The organism is Methanohalophilus sp. WG1-DM (assembly GCF_004104135.1).
Classification (GTDB): Archaea; Halobacteriota; Methanosarcinia; order Methanosarcinales; family Methanosarcinaceae; genus Methanohalophilus; species Methanohalophilus euhalobius.
On record NZ_RRBA01000003.1, the window covers coordinates 147,206 to 169,695 of the forward strand.

At 41.8% G+C, this 22,490-nt stretch carries 24 protein-coding genes; 13 read left to right on the plus strand and 11 right to left on the minus strand.

The window, feature by feature from the left end:
- Position 1: 1 nt before the first annotated feature.
- Positions 2–436: a hypothetical protein gene (locus CI957_RS03805; RefSeq protein WP_241645875.1), complete on the plus strand. Its 435-nt coding sequence runs from the start codon at positions 2–4 to the stop codon at positions 434–436.
- A 33-nt stretch (positions 437–469) separates the two neighbouring features.
- Here the strand turns inward: CI957_RS03805 and CI957_RS03810 are convergent, their stop codons facing one another.
- Positions 470–1,456 (minus strand): PAS domain-containing protein, encoded by a 987-nt coding sequence (locus CI957_RS03810; protein WP_096711806.1) that lies wholly within the window; start codon positions 1,454–1,456, stop codon positions 470–472.
- A gap of 179 nt (positions 1,457–1,635) precedes the next feature.
- Here CI957_RS03810 and CI957_RS03815 point away from each other — a divergent pair, with 179 nt between their 5' ends.
- The 3 genes from CI957_RS03815 (at position 1,636) to CI957_RS03825 (ending at position 5,652) form a co-directional block, all read left to right on the plus strand.
- Complete coding sequence (locus tag CI957_RS03815) at positions 1,636–3,111, plus strand: DUF2193 domain-containing protein (RefSeq protein ID WP_128754246.1); 1,476 nt, start codon at positions 1,636–1,638, stop codon at positions 3,109–3,111.
- Between the two features lie 57 nt (positions 3,112–3,168).
- Positions 3,169–3,918, plus strand: a complete 750-nt coding sequence (locus CI957_RS03820) for an MIP/aquaporin family protein (RefSeq protein ID WP_128754247.1) — start codon at positions 3,169–3,171, stop codon at positions 3,916–3,918.
- Between the two features lie 339 nt (positions 3,919–4,257).
- A complete protein-coding gene (locus CI957_RS03825; RefSeq protein ID WP_128754248.1) occupies positions 4,258–5,652 on the plus strand; it encodes an NAD(P)/FAD-dependent oxidoreductase in 1,395 nt (464 codons plus the stop codon).
- 11 nt (positions 5,653–5,663) lie between these two features.
- Here CI957_RS03825 and CI957_RS03830 read toward each other — a convergent pair whose 3' ends face one another.
- Complete coding sequence (locus tag CI957_RS03830; protein ID WP_096711814.1) at positions 5,664–6,038, minus strand: helix-turn-helix domain-containing protein; 375 nt, start codon at positions 6,036–6,038, stop codon at positions 5,664–5,666.
- A 117-nt stretch (positions 6,039–6,155) separates the two neighbouring features.
- On the opposite strand from CI957_RS03830, the gene hcp reads away from it, so the two are divergent.
- Both hcp and CI957_RS03840 read left to right on the plus strand, forming a co-directional pair.
- Positions 6,156–7,844: a hydroxylamine reductase gene (gene hcp, locus CI957_RS03835; RefSeq protein ID WP_128754249.1), complete on the plus strand. Its 1,689-nt coding sequence runs from the start codon at positions 6,156–6,158 to the stop codon at positions 7,842–7,844.
- Between the two features lie 32 nt (positions 7,845–7,876).
- Positions 7,877–8,215, plus strand: a complete 339-nt coding sequence (locus CI957_RS03840) for a cupin domain-containing protein (protein ID WP_128754250.1) — start codon at positions 7,877–7,879, stop codon at positions 8,213–8,215.
- Between the two features lie 8 nt (positions 8,216–8,223).
- On the opposite strand, the gene CI957_RS03845 is transcribed toward CI957_RS03840, so the two are convergent.
- A complete protein-coding gene (locus CI957_RS03845; protein WP_096711817.1) occupies positions 8,224–8,580 on the minus strand; it encodes a hypothetical protein in 357 nt (118 codons plus the stop codon).
- 186 nt (positions 8,581–8,766) lie between these two features.
- On the opposite strand from CI957_RS03845, the gene CI957_RS03850 reads away from it, so the two are divergent.
- The 7 genes from CI957_RS03850 to CI957_RS03880 all read left to right on the plus strand — a co-directional run bounded on the left by CI957_RS03850 (position 8,767) and on the right by CI957_RS03880 (position 14,192).
- Positions 8,767–9,384: a glycerophosphoryl diester phosphodiesterase membrane domain-containing protein gene (locus tag CI957_RS03850; protein ID WP_105459930.1), complete on the plus strand. Its 618-nt coding sequence runs from the start codon at positions 8,767–8,769 to the stop codon at positions 9,382–9,384.
- Positions 9,385–9,559: 175 nt separating this feature from the next.
- A complete protein-coding gene (locus CI957_RS10590; protein ID WP_164909021.1) occupies positions 9,560–10,066 on the plus strand; it encodes a hypothetical protein in 507 nt (168 codons plus the stop codon).
- Position 10,067: 1 nt separating this feature from the next.
- A complete protein-coding gene (locus CI957_RS03860) occupies positions 10,068–10,676 on the plus strand; it encodes a hypothetical protein (RefSeq protein ID WP_241645877.1) in 609 nt (202 codons plus the stop codon).
- 12 nt (positions 10,677–10,688) lie between these two features.
- Positions 10,689–11,498 carry a hypothetical protein gene (locus tag CI957_RS03865; protein WP_128754251.1) on the plus strand — a complete coding sequence of 270 codons (810 nt, stop codon included), beginning with the start codon at positions 10,689–10,691 and terminating at the stop codon, positions 11,496–11,498.
- A 9-nt stretch (positions 11,499–11,507) separates the two neighbouring features.
- Positions 11,508–11,981 carry a hypothetical protein gene (locus tag CI957_RS03870; RefSeq protein WP_128754252.1) on the plus strand — a complete coding sequence of 158 codons (474 nt, stop codon included), beginning with the start codon at positions 11,508–11,510 and terminating at the stop codon, positions 11,979–11,981.
- 56 nt (positions 11,982–12,037) lie between these two features.
- Positions 12,038–12,778: a hypothetical protein gene (locus CI957_RS03875; RefSeq protein WP_241645879.1), complete on the plus strand. Its 741-nt coding sequence runs from the start codon at positions 12,038–12,040 to the stop codon at positions 12,776–12,778.
- 10 nt (positions 12,779–12,788) lie between these two features.
- Positions 12,789–14,192, plus strand: coding sequence for a hypothetical protein (locus CI957_RS03880; protein WP_128754253.1), 1,404 nt, complete (start codon positions 12,789–12,791; stop codon positions 14,190–14,192).
- A 31-nt stretch (positions 14,193–14,223) separates the two neighbouring features.
- On the opposite strand, the gene ablB is transcribed toward CI957_RS03880, so the two are convergent.
- The 8 genes from ablB to CI957_RS03920 form a co-directional block, all read right to left on the minus strand.
- Positions 14,224–15,054 carry a putative beta-lysine N-acetyltransferase gene (gene ablB / locus CI957_RS03885; protein ID WP_096711824.1) on the minus strand — a complete coding sequence of 277 codons (831 nt, stop codon included), beginning with the start codon at positions 15,052–15,054 and terminating at the stop codon, positions 14,224–14,226.
- Entirely contained in the window at positions 15,047–16,360 is a 1,314-nt protein-coding gene (gene ablA / locus CI957_RS03890; RefSeq protein WP_128754254.1) for a lysine 2,3-aminomutase, read from the minus strand. The genes ablB and ablA overlap by 8 nt, the downstream gene beginning before the upstream one ends.
- Before the next feature lie 407 nt (positions 16,361–16,767).
- Positions 16,768–17,385, minus strand: coding sequence for a V-type ATP synthase subunit D (locus tag CI957_RS03895; RefSeq protein ID WP_096711826.1), 618 nt, complete (start codon positions 17,383–17,385; stop codon positions 16,768–16,770).
- 17 nt (positions 17,386–17,402) lie between these two features.
- Complete coding sequence (locus CI957_RS03900) at positions 17,403–18,785, minus strand: ATP synthase subunit B (RefSeq protein WP_096711827.1); 1,383 nt, start codon at positions 18,783–18,785, stop codon at positions 17,403–17,405.
- A 2-nt stretch (positions 18,786–18,787) separates the two neighbouring features.
- Positions 18,788–20,524, minus strand: coding sequence for an ATP synthase subunit A (locus CI957_RS03905; RefSeq protein WP_096711828.1), 1,737 nt, complete (start codon positions 20,522–20,524; stop codon positions 18,788–18,790).
- Positions 20,515–20,817 carry a V-type ATP synthase subunit F gene (locus CI957_RS03910; protein WP_105459924.1) on the minus strand — a complete coding sequence of 101 codons (303 nt, stop codon included), beginning with the start codon at positions 20,815–20,817 and terminating at the stop codon, positions 20,515–20,517. The genes CI957_RS03905 and CI957_RS03910 overlap by 10 nt, the downstream gene beginning before the upstream one ends.
- Complete coding sequence (locus CI957_RS03915; protein ID WP_128754255.1) at positions 20,817–21,890, minus strand: V-type ATP synthase subunit C; 1,074 nt, start codon at positions 21,888–21,890, stop codon at positions 20,817–20,819. The genes CI957_RS03910 and CI957_RS03915 overlap by 1 nt, the downstream gene beginning before the upstream one ends.
- Positions 21,891–21,897: 7 nt before the next feature.
- The gene (locus tag CI957_RS03920; protein ID WP_128754256.1) at positions 21,898–22,449 is read right to left on the minus strand and encodes a V-type ATP synthase subunit E; all 552 of its coding nucleotides are present in this window, start codon (positions 22,447–22,449) and stop codon (positions 21,898–21,900) included.
- Between the last annotated feature and the right edge of the window lie 41 nt (positions 22,450–22,490).

Here is a 22,490-nt window from a genome sequence, read left to right on the forward strand (position 1 = left end):
TATGTCATTTCCACCATCCAATACAAGGACCTGTGAAAAGATTGAATTAAGACCAATACAGTGTATTGATGCTGTTCTTAAACCACTTCTAGAGAATATCGACCTTAGGATAAACGGTTCACTTACCTCCAAAGATCTATTTTACACTGCCATGTGTATGGCAGTGGATAAGAGTTCAGTTTATTCTGCATCAAAACACTATCAAGAGATTCCATGTGAAACATCTTTGAGATATCATCTCAGGCAACTAAGTCTTGAAGAACTTATCCAGGCAAATGAGAATATTCTTCTTCACAGTTCTGTCGGTACTCTAAAACCAGGTCCAATAACCATTGATGAACACGGGGGGTTCAGGTTTGTCAGATTTATTCTGTTTGTTGAAAAATGGCTTAGGAGAAAGTTAAGAATTCAGCTAGGAGTGCAGTGTTTAAGGTAATTCAATAGGGGTAGGAAAAAGATGGAGGTAAAATTAGAGAACTACTGAACTTTCTTTTTTAGTGATATCATCTACTATACAGACACCACCTATAACCTCTCTCCCTATTTTGATTGGTGAAAACCATTTGTGGTACATTCGTTTTAATCCATTTTCACTGATGCTGCAGGCACCATTGTATTCACAATATTCGCCATCAAGGCATCTTCTGTACCACTCTTCAAGTCTGCCGTCAACAGCATCATGAAACACATTTCCGCCCTTGAGATCGTCCTCGCTGCACTGAAGCAACTTTGGAAATACTTCATTAAAATATGTTATATTTCCTTTTTTGTCAAAAGTGACAATACCAAGTGGCGCATTCTGGACAATGCTTTCGTTGAATTGTTTGAGATAAGCGATCTCATCCATCATCCTCTGATGTTCTGTAAGGTCATCTGCTACACCAACCGCTTCTAGGACCTTTCCGTTCTTCATCAAAGGGCTGATGCTGATGTTGAAATATTTATCGTGTCCTTCGTCATCAAGGAACTTCAGCATCCCTGTGCTCTTATTCCCGTTCTTGAGATTCTCAATAATATTTTCCAGTTTTTCAGCGTCATCTTTATGAACGAAATCCAGTATATTGTGTCCAATTGTTTCACCTGGGCTTATTTTTAGGTAGTCATAGCTCACTGGATTGACATAGGTGAAGTTTCCTGCAGGATCAATGGAGAACACAAGGTCGGGGTTTGTTTCAACGAGTGTCTGGTATTTTTCCTTTGACCTCTTAAAATCACTGATTATTCTGTCGACTTTACGGATCGCTCTTTCCTGCATTTTTTGAGTGGTGCTAATCAGATGTTGCATTTCAGCTGATATCGAGTCGATGCTCTCCAGTTCAGGTGCATGGTCGCCCATTTCAATTGTTGCTTCTTCGATAACATCGGAAATAGAAACTCCTCTTTCCTTTGCAACTTTTTTTAACATGTCATATACAGGGGTTTTGATTGTTGTACTCGAATATCCTTCAGTCGGCATATGTGCTCCATATATTTTCTATATTAATATATGTATTTCTCTACTCTGAGCTATCTCCAATTAGAGGTATAAAATAAAGTTACATGGTATGTTTTATATGTTACGGTAAGATATACCATAAACTTTTTATTTACACAGGATATACTTTTTTATGAAACCTATTAGTGGAGGTATAGGAAGTGAAGAAAATATACGACAAGATGGCCAGAGAGGCCATAAATGCACAGAAGGCTGTTATAAGCACGATTAAAGATAAAAGAGGAACAGAGTTCAAAGTGACTGACGCAAAACCGTATGTGGATGCTGTCAATCAGATGTCTCCAGAGGGTGAGCAAAGCAAGGAAGTATTCGATTTGCATATTAATTCGGTCAATGCTCACTATAATGTCCTGACATCCCTTACTGACACAGTTAGGCCGGAAGATGATCCCTTCGTTGAGCATTACCAGACACCCCCTGTCCTTGAAATTCTCTATGATGAAGACCCGGCATTCAGGGCATCCGTCGAGAAATTTGTTGATGCTATTGGAAAAGCTGAAGCCCTTATAGGGAAGGAATCAATAAGAAGATATGGTGGATTCTATGGTCCGACCTGTGTTGTGGATTTTGCATTCAGTCCCGGAAGTACCAGCAATGTCGTCAACAGGATTCTTCAGAACCTGGACATCCCTGTTGATCACAAGCGCGCAATACTCTCCTCTAAATCCTGGGGTATGAATACCTCGTACGGTATTGGTGCCCAGTTCCAGACCTCTTTGGAAGAAGGCAAGACTGCTGCCGATGCAGTGAAAGATGAGATTGAAATGCTCAAAATGGTATACGATACACCGGTGGAAGCCCAGGCACTGCTCATGGAGCAGCATGGCCACACCTCCTTCGATGTCAAAAAATATATGGAAGGATATCGGAAAAAAATGGAAGGCACTGTGAAAGCTGCAATGGATGAGGAGGTTTTCTACGGAAACATAGTAACCGTTCCAGCATATGGTGTAGGGGACGTCGCGCACCACATCTCTCAGTCCATGTTCAATATGACAAAAGATGATATGACGATGGCCATCCTGGAGGCTGTCAGCGGTGTGCTCTATGACACACTAGAAAGTGCAATGGGCAAGTTCAAGAACGAGTATTCTCCACTGACAATCGCTACCGATGCTACAGCAGGTGCTACCACTAAAATTCTCTGGATGGATGGCTTCACTACAATGATGGTCAATGATCTGCTGGTAAAGAGATTCCACAATTATGTCCTCACCAATCCTGCAAGGGATGCTGCAGCAGAGTTGCATAACGTGGATTTCATAGACCTGATCGAGAAGGGTGAGCGCATTATCGACCACAAACCAAGGGGAGCCGGATCGGTAGTCCAGGGCATACCTATTGACTACAGTGCGATCGAAAACAATGATGTGATAAATAACCCGCAGCGTTATGCATATCCTGCATGTGCGATAACTGTCCGTTTCTCCTCCCTTATGAGGCTTGCTGACTTCCCATGCCTGCTCACAAGTGAGCCTGTAACCGCAACCCTCATGACGAATATAATTTCTCTGCATAAGGAGGACCCACACTCCCCGGCAAGGGTGTGTAAGTTCTGCACTGCAAACTACTTTGATTACAAGTGCAACTATTGCAACTGGAAGGAAGCAGTGTGAAAAGCCTAGAGATAGTGTGCCTTCTTTGAACACTATCTTATTTTGAGAGGTGTCTTTATGTCAGAAATAAGTTTGTTCAAAAGGTCCATTGCTGAACTCATAGGTACCTATGTGCTGGTGTTCCTTGGTACCGGATCTGTAGTGACCGCTATGTTGCTGGTGCAAGGTGCGAACCGGATCCCGGAGAATTCTTTTAATGTTGGTCTAAACATCGAAGCCTGGTTTGCTATAGGCATTGCTTTTGCCATAGCGATAATTGCAATGATATATGCATTTGGGCACATATCGGGTACACATATCAATCCTGCAGTGAGCATTGCACTGTGGGCCACAGGACGTTTTCCTGCAAAGGATATGATAGGTTACACCGTTGCTCAGTTAATAGGCGCAAGTCTTGCATCATTTACAATTGTGGCAATTTTAGGTTCCCGTGCAGTTGATACTGGCCTGGGGGCAACTGCAATGTTTGACGGTGTCAGCTATAGTCAGGCAATGCTCTGTGAAGCAGTAGCAACTTTCTTCCTGATGCTGACAATTATGGGTTCATCTGTCGACAAAAGAGCACCAGCAGGTTTTGCGGGACTGGCAATCGGTCTTGTAGTTGCTGCGGACATAATTGTTGTGGGGAACATAACAGGTTCATCGCTTAACCCTGCCCGTACTTTCGGACCGTATCTTGCTGATTTTATGCTAGGAGGTACAAACTTCTGGTGGCAGTTCCCAATCTATATCATCGGACCAATAGTTGGAGCTCTAGTGGCTGCTTTTGTCTATGACTATGTAACAGAATTGAAAAGTTGCGAATGATGTAATTCATTCTTCGTTCTTCTTTTATTTATTTCAGTGCAACTATTCAACTCAATTTACTTCTGCCAAACTGATTCCCCATCATTGATGAGGCAGGAGAAGGACTTTTCTCATATAAAGATCGATTAAAAAAACAATTGACCCGGAAAGGGTCCTGTCTCCATTTTTAAGAGTTCATTTTAAGAGTATTGCCATATTTTCTTCTACAGTAGTGATCGGTGTTATGTTGAACTTTTCCACCAGCACTTTCAATATATTTGGGGGAAATAAACGCCGGATGAAAATACGGACAACTATTTAATCATAAAAATTCAGTTATATGAGGAGAAAGACAATATTATGGCAGTAGACAACCTATACGATGTAATTATTATCGGAGCCGGACCTGCCGGGATGTTTGCAGCCAATGAACTTTCCGGTCATGGTTTGAAAATCCTGGTAATTGACAGGGGCAGGGATGTCGAAAAGAGACATTGTCCTATGGAATCCGTTCAACACTGTATGCACTGTACCCCCTGCAATATCATGTGTGGAGTTGGCGGAGCGGGGACATTTTCTGACGGGACCCTGAATTTAAGACCGGATACCGGAGGAGATCTTTTAGAATTCACTCATGATCAGGAGAAGGCATGGGAACTTGTGGATTATGTGGATAATATATTCCTGCAGTGTGGTGCCACAGAAAAAATGATCTCACCAAAGGGAGAAGATGTAGAACAACTACAACGCCGGGCTGCGTCGGTGGGAGCAAAATTCATCGATATAAAACAACGGCATATAGGAACAGATAACGCACCTGCTGTTATTGGGAACTTTAAAAAGAGACTTGATGAAAATGGAGTGGATTTTCTCCTGAATACTGACGTGAAAGATCTCTGGATTGAGAACAATGTCTGCAAGGGTGTTTACCTGAATAACGGCAGGACAATAGAATGCAGTTATACGCTTCTTGCACCCGGCAGGATTGGGGGAAAATGGGTCAATGAAATGGTTGATAAACATTCCATTGATGCCCGGTTTGCAGGTGTGGACATCGGCGTTCGTGTGGAGGTTCCTGCAATCATAATGGATCCTGTGACCAAAATTAACCGTGATCCGAAATTCCACATCCAGACCCGCAAATATGACGATTTCATACGTACTTTCTGTACCAATGAACACGGTTTTGTTGTCAGGGAAGAGTATGAAGGATTCATTGCCATCAACGGGCATTCAATGCATGACACGGTTTCTGAGAATACCAATTTCGCATTCCTGGTACATATCGAACTGACAAAACCCATTGAAAACACAATAAAGTATGCCAGGTCGGTGGCAAAACTGGCAACCACCATAGGAGGAGGCAAACCTGTCCTCCAGAGAATGGGAGATCTGAGAAGAGGGCGGCGTTCCACTGAAGCGCGTCTTACAAGAAATCCGGTGGTGAATACCCTAAAAGATGTAACGCCAGGAGATATTTCAATGGCCATGCCGCACAGAATAGTTATGGATATCATAGAGGGACTGGAAACCCTTGACAGGATCATCCCCGGTGTGGCTTGCGACTCCACCCTTCTCTATGCTCCGGAGGTCAAGTTTTATTCCATGAAAATACAGGTTGACGGGAATATGCAATCAAGTACCAGGAACCTGTTTGCAGCCGGGGACGGAGCAGGATTGTCCAGAGACATAGTTAATGCTTCTGCAACCGGAATCCTGGCGGCAAGAGGAATATTGGAAATATCCGCCCGGTAACAATTACAGTTTTAGTTCCCGGCTGTTTTTCCAACACCGCAATACTTACAATCGGAAACACTGCAAAGCGGATTGTCAAACTTCCATTTGAGACCCCATCCCTTGATTTCCTTGATTATTTCGATAAATTCCTGTCCACTTTCACTTAACGAATAGAAGGATTTTACAGGGATGGCCGAGGAATCAATTTTCTTTTCGACAAGTCCATGTGACTCAAGTTCCTTCAGGCGGGTAGACAGCATTTTTGGTGTAATATCTCCCAACATTGCTTTGAGTTCATTGAACTGTTTCTGGTATCTATCTCCTTTATGCAATTCCAGTAGAATACACAGCGTCCAGCGTTTGCCAATTATGTCCATCATCTTGTAAAGGGTGCAATCTTTCATAGTATCTAGTTAGAAACCTTCTATTATATAAACCAGTATCCTAATAATACTTAGTATCAAGAAGATACTTTGCTAGATATAAATGTTGCAAAATATCTATAAAGTGTGGAGGAAAATATGTTTTGTTACCAATGTGAAGAAACAGCAAAAGGAGAAGCCTGTACAAAGGGTGGAGCATGCGGGAAATCAAATGAAGTTGCAGATCTGCAGGACCAGCTTATTTATATGCTTAAAGGTCTTGCCGCTGTCAACCAGAAAGCAAGAGACACAGTTCCCGAAAATCCGGGACTGAAAACCCGATTAATAAATGCCCTGAAAGGAAATGAGCAAGAGGAAGGAGAACCAGAAGATTATATTGATTCCCGTTTCATGGAAGAAGCCCTTTTCTCAACAGTAACCAATGTCAACTTCAGTGCCACTGATTTCAAGAAGTGGATTCAGGATGCATATGATAAAAGGGAACAGATTAAATCCGAACTCCAGGCACATGGAGTGGACCTGAGCGAACTTCCACAGGCTGCAACGGTCAACCCGGATGAACTTGGAAACACGGATTCAGTCAGCATCCTGGCAACTGAAAATGAAGATATCAGATCCCTGAGAGAATTACTGGTATATGGTCTAAAAGGTATGGCTGCTTATGCATACCATGCCCGTGTGCTTGGTCACAAAGATAAAGATATTGAGGCTTTTGTTGACAGGGCACTGGTAGCCACTCTTGATGACTCCCTATCCGTAGATGATCTCACAGGCCTGGTGCTGGAATGTGGAAGTTTCGGTGTCAAGACGATGGCAATGCTGGATGAAGCCAACACTGCAACTTATGGTCATCCGGAACCCACAGAGATTAATATTGGAACCGGCAGCAATCCGGGAATCCTTATCAGTGGGCATGATCTGAAGGACATGGACCAGCTCCTGAAACAGACTGAAGGCAGCGGTGTAGATGTATATACCCACGGTGAAATGTTGCCTGCCAATGCCTATCCTGAATTTAAGAAGTACGAACACCTGGTGGGCAACTACGGTGGGTCATGGTGGCACCAGAAAACCGAATTTGAAAAATTCAATGGTCCTGTACTTATGACCACAAACTGTCTTGTACCTCCCAAGGATTCCTATTCAGACCGGATATTCACAACAGCAATGGTCGGATCTGAAGGACTCAAACACATCGAAGAGAAAGAAGACGGTACAAAAGATTTCTCTGAAATCATTGAAATGGCAAAACAATCCAGACCACCCGAACAACTGGAAAATGGCGCAATTCCTGCCGGATTTGCACACAATGCCGCCCTTTCAGTTGCCGACAAGATCGTGGATGCAGTAAAAGCCGGCCAGATATCCCGGTTTATTGTCATGGCAGGGTGTGACGGGAGACAACACGACAGGGAATATTATACTGAATTTGCAAAACAACTGCCACAGGATGCGGTAATTCTTACAGCAGGTTGTGCCAAGTATCGGTATAATAAGCTGGACCTGGGAGACATTGGCGGTATACCCAGAGTACTGGATGCGGGCCAGTGTAATGATTCCTACTCACTGGTTGTCATTGCCCAGAAGCTGGCTGAAGCCTTTGAACTGGATGACATAAATGATCTGCCGGTTTCCTACAATATTGCCTGGTATGAACAAAAGGCAGTCCTTGTCTTGCTTGCCCTGCTAAGTCTTGGCGTCAAGAACATTGTACTGGGGCCGAGATTGCCGGCGTTTGTTTCCCCGAATGTGTTAAACGTGCTGGTTGAAAATTTCAACATCAGCAAGAACACAACTGTAGAAAATGATCTGGGGAGGCTGCTCTAAAGCCTCCCATCCCCTCTATAGGAGAATTTAATATGCAAATCCGATACGTAAAAGATGCCGAGCAAAAAAAGAATCCGCATGGTGCAGATGTGCGAAAGATGTATGCATCAGACCATGGCCAGGCAATGCACATAACCCTTAAGCCAAAACAGTCTCTGAAAAAACATATTACTCCGGTGGATGTGTTTTTCTATATACTTGAAGGCAAGGCCAGAGTTGAAATTGGCGATGAAGCCGAGATTGTGGAGAAGGATTCAATTATTGAGAGTCCTGCAAAGATCCCACATCTGGTAGGTAACGCAGGTGGCGGAATTCTGCGTTTTTTGGTTGTGAAAATGCAAAAGCAGGAAGAATCTACCCAACTCCTGTAATTTATTTTTTAGATATAATATTCCACTGAAAACCTGTATATTACGTGCAACTTTTCCAGGGAGCGCACTTCTATTGATGGCATGTCACTATCAGGCGTGAAACCCGTTTCTTCAAAATCCACGAAAATGACATTGCATTTGATGTTTTCATGAAGTTTTTCCATGAAATAACTTGCTTTTTCCATAATTCTTTGGATCAGTTCCTCTATCTGGTCTTTTGTAAAGCTGTCACAGCAGGCGGGCACATATTTAACTTCAGTGCTCAAATGTTCGCGGTCATGCAGCGTCATGGAAAATCCATCAATCTGTGCTCCTTTTATTGCATAATCCCCAAGTTCAAAACTCCTGGTAATGGTATTTTTCATTCTTACCCTCCTGACTTTACTATGTACGTTTTACGTTAAATTGCTTTTCAAAAGAATACAGCCTGAGCAATCCAGTTCCACTCCATGCCACAAAACCGACTATAAATCGACAGGTTATATATTTATATAATAGAGTTCTTATATATTTTAGAGTCATAATTATACACAATTTTCAGGAGATCATTTATGGATTATGAGAAGATATTTTCAGACACATGGGATGTTTTCAAAGAAAACTTCATGACATACATCATTGCTACATTGGTCGCCATGATCGGTTCGATTCTTATTGTGACAATTGCCCCGCTGTTCTATGGGCTGGTTGATATGGCTGTCAGGGGCGTTAAGGGAGAGCCTATTGATTACAAAGATGTATTCAGTGGATTTGATCATTTCGTGAGAAGTTGGGGTTTCGCTATTGTGGCGGCTGTTCTGTTATTAGTTGGCTATATGCTGCTCATAATACCGGGAATTATCCTTTCCATACTGTTACTGTATGCTTTTCCGTTACTTGTCATCAGGGGCTACAGTGGAGTTGATGCCATCAAGGAAAGTATTGAGATTGGAAAAAACAATTTCCTGGATACGGCAATCATCTCCATCATTCTCTGGATAATCAGTGCCATCGGCAGCTATGTAGTTATTGGTTCACTGATTACTACTCCGATTGTTGTGATCGCATCTGTGGTAGTCACATATCGTATGATAGAAAATAATGATACCTCATATACCTATGTGGCAGATTTTGAAGAAATTGATGACACATCATCTGATACAAATGAAGGGGTACAGAGGTCCCTTTAATTTTTTCTTTTGTTTTTTTGTGTACATAAATTTTACATATTGGTACACACAGAAGGCACTTTCAATACTATCAACATTCATCGCCATATTTTTATAATTCATATTATTAAATAAACATACTTGAGGAATCGGTAACATATAGTTATATTCTGGCATCTTTTGAATGGACTGAAATATGATGACATACAGGTCAAGGAAAGATAATACGCTTAAAACAGGCTTAGATGGCCAGATTACAATCGATTATCTGGCCGCAATTACAATTTTTATATTTGCAATTTTTTTTGTGTTCAATTATACTTCCGGGTTGTTTACGCCATTTAATTCTGAATCAGATGAAGTAACCCTGATTGCAGATCGTGTGGCAGTAACTATCACAGAAAAAGAAATGGGTTCTGGAGATATGACCACTACCAACCTCATAAACAGCGAAAATACGGAAACTTTTTTTTCATTGTTAAATAACAGTTATGAAACGACTTTGTCCTCTCTCGGGTTAAAAGGGGAATTTAGTAGTTATGATCTGAATATAACTCTCGAACATAATTCATCGACAATATACATGGCTGGAAAGCCACTGCCTTCTGTTGGAAACATAGGACAAACAAAAAGAACTGTTCTTTTTGAAAATTCAGAAAACAATAATGTGCAAACCGCCACAATATCTGTCAGGGTGTGGTAAATTGGCACTGAAATTTATTTTTCGTAATGATGATTCGGCACAACTTCACACACTTGAAGCCATAATGGCAGCGATGGTAATGATCGGGGTACTCATATTTGCCGTTCAGGCAACCACAATTACTCCTTTGACATCTTCTACAGCAAATGCACACATTGAATCACAGCTATATACCCTGGGCCAGGATATGGTAATGGCACTTGATCATTCACAATATGATCAGGATTCTCAACTCAAAAAAGAGATCATAGGGTGGAGTGGTGATGAATATGTCTGGAACGCTACTCATTACATATCCAGGACAAACAGCAGTGATACTATCAGTGGTCCGGTCAAAGAATTACTGCAGCAAACTCTGGTAGCAAAAGGAATCGGCCACAATATGGAATTTACATTCAGGCTGGATTCAGAAAATACTCTCACATCGCCTTACATATACAACGGTGACCCCTCTGATAATGCTGTGATAGTTTCAAGGAAAGTTGTACTTTCAAATAACGACCTTGCAAATCCCTCTTCCTTTGAGAACAGAACTTCAATTCCAGATATGGACAATACAACGGATTTCTACAATATAGTTGATGTAAAACTCACAATGTGGCGTATGTAAAAAAGGGAGTGAATGATGGATAAATCTAATGATTCAGGACAGATGTTGCTGCTCGCTGCATTTACCATAGGATTTATGGTTGTAGTTTCAACTGTCATGCTAAATAATATTATTTATGCAAGTAACATAGCCTCTGAATCAAATAATGATATAAGTTATTTTGAAGTATCCAATATTGCCCGTATGACCGATGAAGCAACAAAGGCAGCCTATTACAATGCAACCACAGGTTCTTCTTTCAATCATACAGTCTTCAGTCGCTATCTTGAAAATTATTCCCGTGAAGTTACGATATTATATGCATATAAGGGAGTATCGTTTTCATTTACCAACAGTACTCTCCAAGATGCATATTTTACAAAAAACGGTTTATCCTCAGGGCAGGAGAACTGGACGATAATCGATAATGTGAATGCTACGGATAATTTCACAATGGAAGTTAATACCAGTAATCTGGGGGATATATCAGAACCTTTCGAGGTGCATGCCTTAGATCAATCCGGTTCATCCATCTGGTTTATGAAAATGTATGAGGAGGGGAGTAATATAAAGGTTAATGTTTCAAATCAAACCTATAACATCGACCATATCCCAATAGATATCAAAAATGAAACTTACCAGTTTGACAACAGTACAGCAGGGAAGACATACAGTCTGAAATATTTAAACTCAAGCAATGTTATTGGACTGTATTCACTATCAGGAGAACTCACTGACGGTGAATCATTCAGGTGTGAGAGATACAAGATGATCAATGCAACGGTGGCTATCTCTTCAAGTAAAAACAAAATCAATGTGACCTTGCCCGTAACGGTCCCGTGAGTGATTAATATGCAAAAAATATACCATGACAGGAGGGCAGTTTCTACAGCTATTGGTTTTATATTGACATTTGTAATAACGATCATGGTATTTATGTCTGTGATGAATTCTTCCTATGTAATGATGGATCGGAATGAACATTCCGTTATGCGGGAACAATTCGAAATACATGGCAGTAGCATTGCTCTTCAGCTTACTAAGATTGATACAACAATAAACCTTACCAGAAAATCCGGAGGTAATGTTGAAGAAATACAATCCGATATTGTGTTACCTATGAAAATAGCGGATGAATATTATTATATGCAAATTTCAAACCAAACACATGAAATAATATTTGAATCCGACGGCATTGCTGAAACCAGGGTCCAGATACCCTATGAATTGACAACAACAGATATAGAATCCGCTACGATAAACAGTGTAACAGGTGAGCATTACTTCTTTTACAACAGTACTACGGAGATAATAGAAGTCCACTAAAAAATGGCGATCTCATGCATATTGTTCCCAAAAAAATATTCAAGTCCGAAGGAGCAGTGTCAGAAGTAGTTGATACCATATTGATACTTGGAATAATGCTAATAGCCATATCTATAATAGGAGTTGCAGGTTATCCTGCTCTTCAAAATATCCAGGAGCACGGCCATACCGAAAATATAAAGCAGAGCCATATTGTACTAGGTGAAAATATAAACAAAGTCGTTTTCGATATGGCTCCCTCACAATCAGTTGAACTAAAAATGTATGGAGGCAATGCCCTGGTCAGCGGCACCAGTACTATCAATGTAACAATGCAGACCTGGAATTCTTCATCTGCAGGTTTGGAGAATCAAACATTCAAGAGGCAAATGCGAGAAATAAAGCATTCTTATGAAGAAACTGCAGTAGCTTATGAAAATACGGGTGTCTGGGCAAAATATGGAAATGAAGGCACAATTATGGTCAAAAAACCCGGTTTTGTCCTTTCTGACAACAATATGATAATACCTGTTGCTGCAGTAATGGGTTCAAATGGAATTTCGGGAGAGGGATTGATCAGAGTTATTGCAGACGGAGGGTATTCATCGGTATTTTCTTATGAAAATGTATCATCTGTAGATATTACTGTGAAAAGTGATTATTATACTGGCTGGGAAAATTACCTGAATGAAACAATGGGTATGCAGGTAATAAACAGAGACGAAACAAATACAACTGTACATTTAAGGAAAGAGGATTTTTCCGAAAATATAGACGTATATATAACTCATTCACCTATGAAGGTGAGAGTGGAATAATGGTGGATATATGATACGAATAAGTAACCTATCCGTCTCCTGTAAGGCAGTCTCTTCTGTTATTGGTATTCTGCTCATGTTTGCTCTTACTGTGGTATCCATCAGTGCAATGATGGTTTACAGCGTCCCTGCAATTGATGAACTGAAGGATAATTCCAAATCACAAAACGTAGAACAGGCTTTTACGATTCTTGACTCCCGTATGAGTAAAGTAGCCCTCGGAGAATCTCCTCTCCAGACTACATCGTTTTCCCTCATGGGAGGCGAAGTTGGTGTTAACGGTGAATATTCCGACAACAGTAATATAAGAATCGTCATCCAGAACACTACAAATTCTACCCCTATAGTCAATTGCTCATTGGGTACCTTTGAATATACTCTCGATGAAAGGAAGATTGCTTATGAAGGTGGTGGCGTCTGGTCAAAGTACAGGGAAAATGGCGGTTCTGTAATGGTTTCACCCCCGGAATTTCATTACAACGGGGAAACACTCACTTTACCTATAATGACGATCAATGGCTCCTCCTCAACGTCAGGAGAAGGAGAAGTAAACATTGCCGTAACATCGGACAACAGGCCTTTTGTCTTGTATCCCAACACATCCATATCGCCGTCAAGAACAAATCCCGTGACCTCTGACAAGGTCTATATCTATATTGAAAGTGAATATTATGATGCATGGGCCAATTATGCGGAGTCAATGACCTATACCAATGCAGAAAAAGATGATGTGAATAAGACCGCAATTATTGAACTGGATGTAGTTCCCCCCATGGGAACAACAACCCTTACCAACCAGATTGAAATAGGGGCTGTAAATGCATCAAAGACTCTGCCTATCTATGATTTTTATATGAATTTGGAAGCAGCTGGCAATCAAGACCTGAATCCATCCAACTACGAAATAAAAGCAATTTCGGGTACAAAGACTCTGATATACAGCCTTTCCAAAAGTGGTGGTAATGACCAGTTGGAGATTGAAGTTACCTATAAGGATAAATCCGTGGGATCTGAGTATATAGAAAAATGGGAAGGGAAGGATGTATTTCAGGTAAATAACGGCGAAAGCACAGTGGATTTCCTAAATGATTCATTTATGATGAAATATGCTCCTCCCAACCAAAATGGTGCAGACCCGGATTTTTCATGGAATTTTTCGGGAGATACAACTGAACTTCCCGATGTTGTTATCAATAGCACAAATACATCATTTTCGCTTAATAATCTCACACAGCACTATTTGAAATTGTTGACAAAAGATGGTTCTGTGGTGTTTAATATTAATAGTCCTGGTAATAGTGATCCGGTAGATTATGACACTTCTTCAGTGACAATAGACTATGATGTGAAGGCCGGAGGAATCACTTATTTACATGTAACACAGAATGAACTTGAAATGGATATAATAAACTGAATTATATGGAGAATGTTTATTTAAGAGTTACTCAAATACGCTTGTACCATACATTCATATTCTCAAGATTACCGGATATATTGGTATTTTGAACAAGTTTTCCGGTAAATTCATACCCAAGCCTTGCAAAAACAGTATTCATACCATAGGACGCGGCCCGGGCGATGGTATACAGGGTAAGGATCCCTTTCTTATCCATTTCTTTTTCCATTCTTGAGAGGAGAGAAGTGGACATCCCCATTCCCCTGAACTGAGGGAGTGTAGCAAAGTCGGTCATTTCCGCATTCCGGTTTTCAAAATCGATCTCGCAAGAGGAAAGGGCAACTATGTTACCTTTATATTCAACTGCGAAATATACAACATTATCTTCCATGGTCTTTTTCAGGTAGGCCGGGTCCTGGATAGGAAAAGGATATGTAGGAAATACTTCGGCGTAGATCTCTGCCATTGCAGGTACATCCGCTTCCGTACACATCCGTATCAGGAAACCTTCGGGTAATTCAGGATTCATGATGTCTCCTGCCTTATCTTTGGCAGTGGAGATAATCCGGTCATCCTCAACCTGTGTGTCTTCCTGCCTGTTCCCTGTGAAATATTTACACATGAACAGGGCTTCCTTCTTGCCGGAATAGTAGCCGGGTACTCCGGCCTCCTTCACATATCCCTTTGCTTCAAAAACATCTCTGGAATCTGCAGGGACTTTTGCAAATATCTTGTTGTAGCCGCGTTTTTCTGCCAACCGATCCATTTCAGGTATAAGATCCGGCAGATCGCCAATATCCAGTTTCATAAGGTAAATACGATTATTGTACGTACCGTGCTGGATCAGGGAGTTGCCTATTTTTTCGATTATATCACTCAACGTCCCTTCTCTCCATTCTTTCGGTATCTTCCGGTACAAGACTTACAACTTCATCATGATCGGCAAGCAGTTTTGCAATACCTGTAGATTTATATTCAGCTGCATCATCAAGTTTAAGCTGGAGTTTACACTCTTCACATTTACGGTCACAGTATATCGGCTCATAGGAATCCGGTTCTTTATAGGAAGTGATCACACCTTCATAGTTACGCAAAATAACCCTGTTGGTGGACCAGGATATGAGATAGGAAGGCATGACAGGTATCTTACCTCCTCCGTGGGGAGCATCGATAACATAGGTCGGAACTGCAAAACCACTTGTGTGGCCGATGAGGTGTTCCATTATCTCTATACCCTTGCCCACCGGAGTGCGGAAATGGGACAGGCCTTCCGAAAGGTCGCACTGGTAGAGGTAATAAGGACGTACACGGTTTTGCACAAGTTTCTGTACAAGCTTTTTCATGATTCTGTGGCAGTCATTCACTCCTGAAAGCAACACCGTCTGGTTTCCGAGGGGGATTCCTGCATCTGCAAGTTTACGCAGGGCTTCTCTGGAAGATTCTGTTACTTCACGTGGATGGTTGAAGTGGGTATTGATCCAGAGAGGATGATGCTTTTTGAGTATTTCTACAAGATTATCAGTTACCCTGTAAGGAAGCACCACAGGCATCCTTGTACCGATACGAATTACCTCTACATGAGGTATTTCTCTCAATTGTGTCAGAATCCAGTCCAGATAAGCATCAGGCAACATAAAAGGATCTCCGCCCGAAAGCAGGACATCCCGTACCTGTGGGGTATTCCTGATGTATTCCAGTCCTTCAGAGACTGCATCTTTGGTAGGAATGGAATCCACATCTCCCACTTTTCTCTTACGTGTACAGTGCCTGCAGTACATCGAACAGGTGTTACTTATATGGAACAATACCCTGTCCGGATACCTGTGTGTGATCCCCTCAACAGGACTATCCTCCTCCTCAGAGAGAGGATCTTCAAGGTCATCTTCATCGATGTCCAGCTCCTTTGGTGAAGGAAAAGCCTGCAGGAATATGGGATCATTCCTGAAATCATCGGCGTCTATAAGAGAGAGATAATAAGGAGTCACGGATAATGGGAATTTTTCCAGGGTTTGTTTGAGTTTATCCTTTTCCCCGGGTTTGAATTTGATGCCAAGCAAGGTTTCAAATGTATCTATATCACCGATGGAATGCTTGAGTTGCCATCTCCAGTCTTTCCAGTTGGCAATAACAGTATCAGAATCGATTTTTTTAGCTATTTCTTTTTGTGTTTGTGTGTGCTGTGTCATAAATGTACCACATTTTTAACTTATAATTACTTATTGAATGAATTTGCCTGCAAAAGTTGCATAAGACCATACGCACAGCTAAAAAATAACGCAGGCAAAATGAAATTAAATAGGTATATCACCTTTGTTGAGCAAAATATCACAACTAGTAGAACCGCATGTTGTCTATTTATCGGTTTATATAGTGGAAGAAGATATATATACTTTACTGAATGGTTCCAATCAATTATGTAATCAGATATTCAAGTAATCTGAAATCCTGAAATAAATGATAAGATAACCAAATACCAGCATCATAAGGGATATTAACCATGCCCAGCGCAGAATACGCGCAAGGTTGTGGGGTTGTGTGATTCTAAAAAAAAGCCTGTCGGCCAGTCTAGGCCGATCAGGTGCTGCGGTAGGCATTATGCCTTAATCCTCTTTAAGCGGAAGGTGTTTTCACGTTCCATCTCGTCCAGCCGGAAACGGATGAAGTCCATTGCTTCCTGCATTTCGGGAATTACTTTGAATTCAAGGGCATTAACACGCCTTTTTGTTTTCTCGATGTCGTCAAGTAACCTCTTCATAGTGGTCTCAATCTCTGCTGCAAGAATAATCTTGTCAACAAGGATCTCATATGAATCGACAGTTTCATCGATGTAGGAGCTTGTCCCGAGAATACCGTATCCCCTTTTGTTGATGGGTTTATGCACACTGGATGCTTCGATCTTAGGGACCACCACACCCATAATATTGTGGCTTTCAAGACTTATTTCTGGTCCATCTTTGAGAGCAAGAGCAGTGGATTTTATTACCATTCTGCCCTCGACTGCCTCAGCGATCCCTATTTTTTCAGTGGCATTATCATAGGCGTCATCCAGTTCGTTCCTTACACCCTTGGCCTTGTTCAAAATCTCAAAGAATTCCAGGATAAGACCATCCCTTTTCATTTTAAGCAGCTTGTGGCCGCTCTGGGACAGTTTTATCTTTTTCTTCAGTTCAATAAGTTCGGAACGAGTTGGTTTAACATCCTTTGTGCCCATAGTGGATCACTCTTTGTTCACTCTGCATTTTGATGTGCAGGGTGATATTTATCGATATACTTGTTGTCTATCCTGGTAAGCTGTGCTTCCGGAAGCTCGGAAAGGATTTCCCATGCTATGGACAGGGTATCTTCGATATTCCTGTCCTCATCTTTTGCCTGTCTTACAAAACGGTCTTCGAAAAGATCGGCAAATTCCAGGATTCTCTGGTCTCTTTCGGAAAGGGATTCTTTACCGACGATTGCAACCAGTCCACGAAGATCACGTCCTTCAGCATATCCGGCATACAACTGATCGGATACTGCCTTATGGTCATCTCTTGTCTTACCTTCCCCTATACCGGAGTTCATCAGACGGGAAAGGGATGGTAGCACATCGATTGGTGGGTAGATACCCTTCCTGTGAAGATCACGGGATACTACAATCTGGCCTTCGGTGATATAACCGGAAAGATCGGGTATCGGGTGGGTTATATCGTCACCAGGCATAGTCAGGATGGAAAACTGGGTTACAGATCCCTTGTTACCTTTGATTACACCTGCACGTTCATAGAGGGATGCAAGGTCAGTGTACATGTAACCGGGATATCCACGTCTACCGGGCACTTCTTCACGGGCTGCACCCATCTGACGAAGTGCTTCACAATAGTTTGTAATATCAGTCATGATTACAAGTACATGCATATCGTGTTCGTATGCAAGATACTCTGCTGCTGTCAGTGCCATCCTCGGGGTGATTATACGTTCGACTGCAGGGTCATCTGCAAGATTGAGGAAAACTGTCGCTCTTTCAAGAGCACCTGTCTTCTCAAAGTCTTCCATGAATGACTGGGCTTCCTCATTGGTGATACCCATTGCAGCAAACACCACAGCGAAATCTTCCTCAGAACCGGGTACTTTTGCCTGTCTTGCAATCTGAAGAGCAATCTCATTGTGTGGCAGACCTGATCCAGAGAAGATAGGAAGTTTCTGTCCTCTTACAAGAGTGTTTGTACCGTCAATCGTGGATATTCCTGTCTGGATAAATTCATCAGGTGGTCTCCTGGAAAAAGGGTTCATTGAAGCCCCATTCACATCTACCCTTTTTTCGGGGATAATTCTTGGACCGCCGTCAAGGGGTTCTCCAGACCCGGAGAGGATACGACCGAGAAGATCTTTTGCAACAGGAAGTTTGATGGTATCTCCACTGAATACTACACCGGATTCATCATTCAGACCCTGAGTTCCTTCGAAAACCTGTACAACAACCACATCTGCGGAGGTATCAAGGACCTGACCTCTCTTGGTGGTCCCATCAGGGAGATTAATCTGAACAAGTTCCCCATATCCTACAGGCTCTGTTTTTTCAAGGAATATGAGTGGTCCTGCAATATCTACAATGGTTTTGTATTCTTTGGTCATTTTCAGTTGCCTCCAAGCTGTGTGAACTCTTCATCCATCTTTGCCATGATTGTTTCAAGGGCTGCATCAAAGTCTTCTTCATATTTGACCTTGGCAAGTTCATCCTTGGACTCCATTTCCATGATCTTGTTGATGGGGACACCATTTTCCATTTTATCGGTTGCCTTTTCACCAAACTGCGATACAGATTTCAGAAGTTTATACTGCCTGTCAAAGGGACAGAATGTGTCCACGGGATGGAAAGCGTTCTGCTGCAGGAAGTATTCACGAAGCATCCTGGCAATTTCAAGGGTAAGCTGCTGGTCCTCAGGGAGTGCATCTGAACCTACGAGTTGCACGATTTCCTGAAGTTCTGCTTCTTCCTGAAGAATATCCATTGCATTATCCCTTAGTTCATTCCAGTCGCTGCCGACATTTTCTGTAAACCAACCTGCAAGCCTGTCATTGTAAAGACTGTAACTGGTAAGCCAGTCAATTGCAGGGAAGTGTCTCTTCTGGGACAGTTTTGCATCCAGTGCCCAGAATACCTTTACGATACGCAGGGTATTCTGTGTAACCGGCTCGGAGAAGTCACCACCGGGAGGTGAGACTGCACCGATGACAGTAATGGAACCATCAAGACCTGCCAGGGAATGGACTGCTCCTGCACGTTCATAGAATTCAGAAAGCCTGGCGGACAGATATGCTGGATATCCTTCTTCACCGGGCATTTCTTCAAGCCTGGAAGAAATTTCCCTCATTGCTTCTGCCCATCTGGAAGTTGAATCTGCCATGAGAGATACATCATAACCCATGTCACGGTAATACTCAGCAATGGTAATACCTGTATAAACAGATGCTTCACGAGCAGCTACAGGCATATTGGATGTGTTTGCGATAAGAACTGTACGTTCCATGAGTGGCCTTCCGGTCTTTGGGTCTTCCAGTTCCGGGAATTCATTCAGTACATCGGCCATTTCGTTTCCACGTTCTCCACATCCGATATAAACCACAATATCAGTGTCACTCCACTTTGCAAGTTGCTGCTGTGTAACAGTTTTTCCTGATCCAAAAGGACCTGGGATAGCTGCTGTACCACCTTTTGCCACAGGGAACATCCCATCAAGGATTCTCTGTCCTGTTACAAGAGGTTTTGTTGGCGAGAGTTTCTTGTCTACCGGCCTGGGATCTCTTACAGGCCATTTCTGCATAAGGGATAGTTCAGAGCCGTCAGAGAGTACACAAACAGTTTCATCGACTACGAATTTACCACTTTTGATATCTTCTACAGTTCCTGACTTTCTTGGAGGGACCATTATCTTGTGTTCGAGATTGGGTGTTTCCTGTACGACACCGATAATATCTCCGCCTTTGACACTGTCTCCTTTGGATACTGTAGGGGTGAATTCCCACTTCTTCTCCCTGGTAAGACCGTTTGCTGTTACTCCTCTTTCAATGAAGTCTCCCATCTTTTGCTGGAGAACTTCCAGAGGTCTCTGTATACCATCATAAATACTTTCCAGAAGACCTGGACCCAGTTCTACTGAAAGAGGCATTCCCGTATTTGCTACAGGCTCTCCCGGTTTTATGCCGGATGTGTCTTCATATACCTGAACTGTAGCCTTTTCACCCTCTATACGGATTACTTCACCCATCAGTCCTTCATGACCTACTTTTACCACATCATACATCTTCGGCTTGATACCGGTGACTGTGACAACAGGTCCTGCCACTCGATAAATTTCACCATTCATTTCCACAAATCTACACCTACCGCTTGTTTTATTTTATCCCGTAAGTTGGAACTTTGGCCGGTTCCGCCAAGGGTTACCAATGTTGGTTCGACGGATTCACTTAAAGTGTCTCTCAAGGTTTCCGGTAGTTTATCAAAATCATTACTGTGCATTACAAGGATGCCTACGGAGGGATCATTGAAAATTTCCTTTACCTTTTCCTCCAGGCTGTTATCATCATTGATTTCATACACTTTATGCACACCGGCTAATCTGAAACCGGTTACGAATTGACCATCACCTACAGCTGCCAGATCCATCAAATCACCAATTGATTTCTGATTATCTCGTCATCGAGGTTAACTGCCTTTCCTCTGATGATTATTCTCAGATTGTTTACTTCGTTCTTTTTATTGATCATATAATCCATGATCGGAACGATTGAAAGGGGATATTCATGTGAAAAACTGGCAGCGGACTTTATACTGTACTTGGTGAGGCTTGTTTCCAGATCGACAAGAGATTCCATATCAGGAGATGCAAAATCTGAGATCGCATCCCAGTATGGATATTTTTCAAGTGAATTTATAAAATCTGCAAAAGGCAGAGGAACCAATGAGTTTATTTCCTTCAGACTAAGCCGGAGCCCACCATCTATAACCAGATCTTCAAGTTCACCATCTTCAATACCTTCTTTCTTCATCCTGAACATTGTTCTAATATTCTTTATGTCAATCTCAGTACGAATAAGTTTGGAGAATAGTTTACGATCACTTGACTTTGGTGTACCGATTGCATTGAACAATCTCTGGTAATATAATTTGTCAAGTTGATTTTCAATTTCAGGAAGATTCGTTCCGTCATAATTCATAAGAATTGGATAATAATCCGTATTGCTGAGTGCATCTATAACATGCTCATAAGATTCTTTCTCAGCAAGTTCTGACAGGAAATTATACTTGAATTGGCCGGCAGAAACGAGATTATCCTTTATCTCTTCAATCGGCGCATTGTAATACTTGCCTCTGAGAATAGTTTTGATATCCCAGATGTCATAATTTTTCAGATATTCCGTGATGAGATAGTTGAGTTCACCCTCGGAAATATCAATCAATTTAGAGAATGTGACTGCAAGATTTCTGTTTAATGCGTGCTCGATGAGATCTACTCCTTCAAATTTCCGCGCAAGTTCGTCTACATCCTGCTTATACTGGGTTTCTCCGATAAAACGGGTAATTTCATCAAGATCCATGTTCATAAGCCGTGAATATGTCTCTTTTGGAAGCAGATTGCTCTTCATTGCACGTACACGCGCAGTTACATAAGCATAATTTGATCCTCCGCTAGTTGTTGCAGAGGAACTCTTATTTCGGAGTCTCTGGAAAAGCCTCATTTTGATATCACCCGAATAAGATATCTGAAATCTGTTTCAGGTTCTGCTCATATACGCTGTCAAGAATTCCATCATAGGTATAATCAAGCCTGATACTACCATCCTCATTCTCTATAACAACACCTCCAACACAATCGATGTTGCCTGCATACTCTAAAGAGGACAGTTTTTTCACCAAATCTTCTGATTCCTTATTGGAATAGATACGGCTGCCTTTAGATTCATGACTTTCTATGATATTCTTGAGAAGTGTTTCCTGTTTATCCGCAGATAACCCTGCAATCTCATTGAATGCCTGGTTATAGGCTTTTTCAAGCACTTCTTTACGTGCATTGAGCATTGTCCTTTTGACTTCGAGATTTGCACTGGATAATTCTTGCCGTTTCATACGCTGAATTTCATCTTCCGCTTTGGCAAGACGTTTCCCTTTGATTTCTTTGGCGGATTGCTTTGCATCCTCTATAATACGGGACGCTTCGGCATCTGCCTCTGCATTAATATCAGAGACCTTCGCCTGCGCAACATCCATGACGTCTTTAATTACTGTTTCGAGTCCCATGCTCTCACACCTTAAAAAGAAATTAAGAGCATTTTTGAATG

What these genes read in the sequence shown, in the direction of transcription:
- CI957_RS10590 (WP_164909021.1), top strand. Translation starts at nt 9,560, where the DNA reads ATGATGACATACAGGTCAAGGAAAGATAATACGCTTAAAACAGGCTTA.
- CI957_RS03845 (WP_096711817.1), bottom strand. Translation starts at nt 8,580, where the DNA reads ATGAAAAATACCATTACCAGGAGTTTTGAACTTGGGGATTATGCAATA.
- CI957_RS03850 (WP_105459930.1), top strand. Translation starts at nt 8,767, where the DNA reads ATGGATTATGAGAAGATATTTTCAGACACATGGGATGTTTTCAAAGAA.
- CI957_RS03900 (WP_096711827.1), bottom strand. Translation starts at nt 18,785, where the DNA reads ATGACCAAAGAATACAAAACCATTGTAGATATTGCAGGACCACTCATA.
- CI957_RS03880 (WP_128754253.1), top strand. Translation starts at nt 12,789, where the DNA reads ATGATACGAATAAGTAACCTATCCGTCTCCTGTAAGGCAGTCTCTTCT.
- CI957_RS03910 (WP_105459924.1), bottom strand. Translation starts at nt 20,817, where the DNA reads ATGGATCTGGCAGCTGTAGGTGATGGTCAATTCGTAACCGGTTTCAGA.
- CI957_RS03895 (WP_096711826.1), bottom strand. Translation starts at nt 17,385, where the DNA reads ATGGGCACAAAGGATGTTAAACCAACTCGTTCCGAACTTATTGAACTG.
- CI957_RS03840 (WP_128754250.1), top strand. Translation starts at nt 7,877, where the DNA reads ATGCAAATCCGATACGTAAAAGATGCCGAGCAAAAAAAGAATCCGCAT.
- CI957_RS03870 (WP_128754252.1), top strand. Translation starts at nt 11,508, where the DNA reads ATGCAAAAAATATACCATGACAGGAGGGCAGTTTCTACAGCTATTGGT.
- hcp (WP_128754249.1), top strand. Translation starts at nt 6,156, where the DNA reads ATGTTTTGTTACCAATGTGAAGAAACAGCAAAAGGAGAAGCCTGTACA.
- CI957_RS03805 (WP_241645875.1), top strand. Translation starts at nt 2, where the DNA reads ATGTCATTTCCACCATCCAATACAAGGACCTGTGAAAAGATTGAATTA.
- CI957_RS03825 (WP_128754248.1), top strand. Translation starts at nt 4,258, where the DNA reads ATGGCAGTAGACAACCTATACGATGTAATTATTATCGGAGCCGGACCT.
- CI957_RS03830 (WP_096711814.1), bottom strand. Translation starts at nt 6,038, where the DNA reads ATGAAAGATTGCACCCTTTACAAGATGATGGACATAATTGGCAAACGC.
- CI957_RS03865 (WP_128754251.1), top strand. Translation starts at nt 10,689, where the DNA reads ATGATGGATAAATCTAATGATTCAGGACAGATGTTGCTGCTCGCTGCA.
- CI957_RS03915 (WP_128754255.1), bottom strand. Translation starts at nt 21,890, where the DNA reads ATGAGGCTTTTCCAGAGACTCCGAAATAAGAGTTCCTCTGCAACAACT.
- CI957_RS03920 (WP_128754256.1), bottom strand. Translation starts at nt 22,449, where the DNA reads ATGGGACTCGAAACAGTAATTAAAGACGTCATGGATGTTGCGCAGGCG.
- ablA (WP_128754254.1), bottom strand. Translation starts at nt 16,360, where the DNA reads ATGACACAGCACACACAAACACAAAAAGAAATAGCTAAAAAAATCGAT.
- CI957_RS03810 (WP_096711806.1), bottom strand. Translation starts at nt 1,456, where the DNA reads ATGCCGACTGAAGGATATTCGAGTACAACAATCAAAACCCCTGTATAT.
- CI957_RS03820 (WP_128754247.1), top strand. Translation starts at nt 3,169, where the DNA reads ATGTCAGAAATAAGTTTGTTCAAAAGGTCCATTGCTGAACTCATAGGT.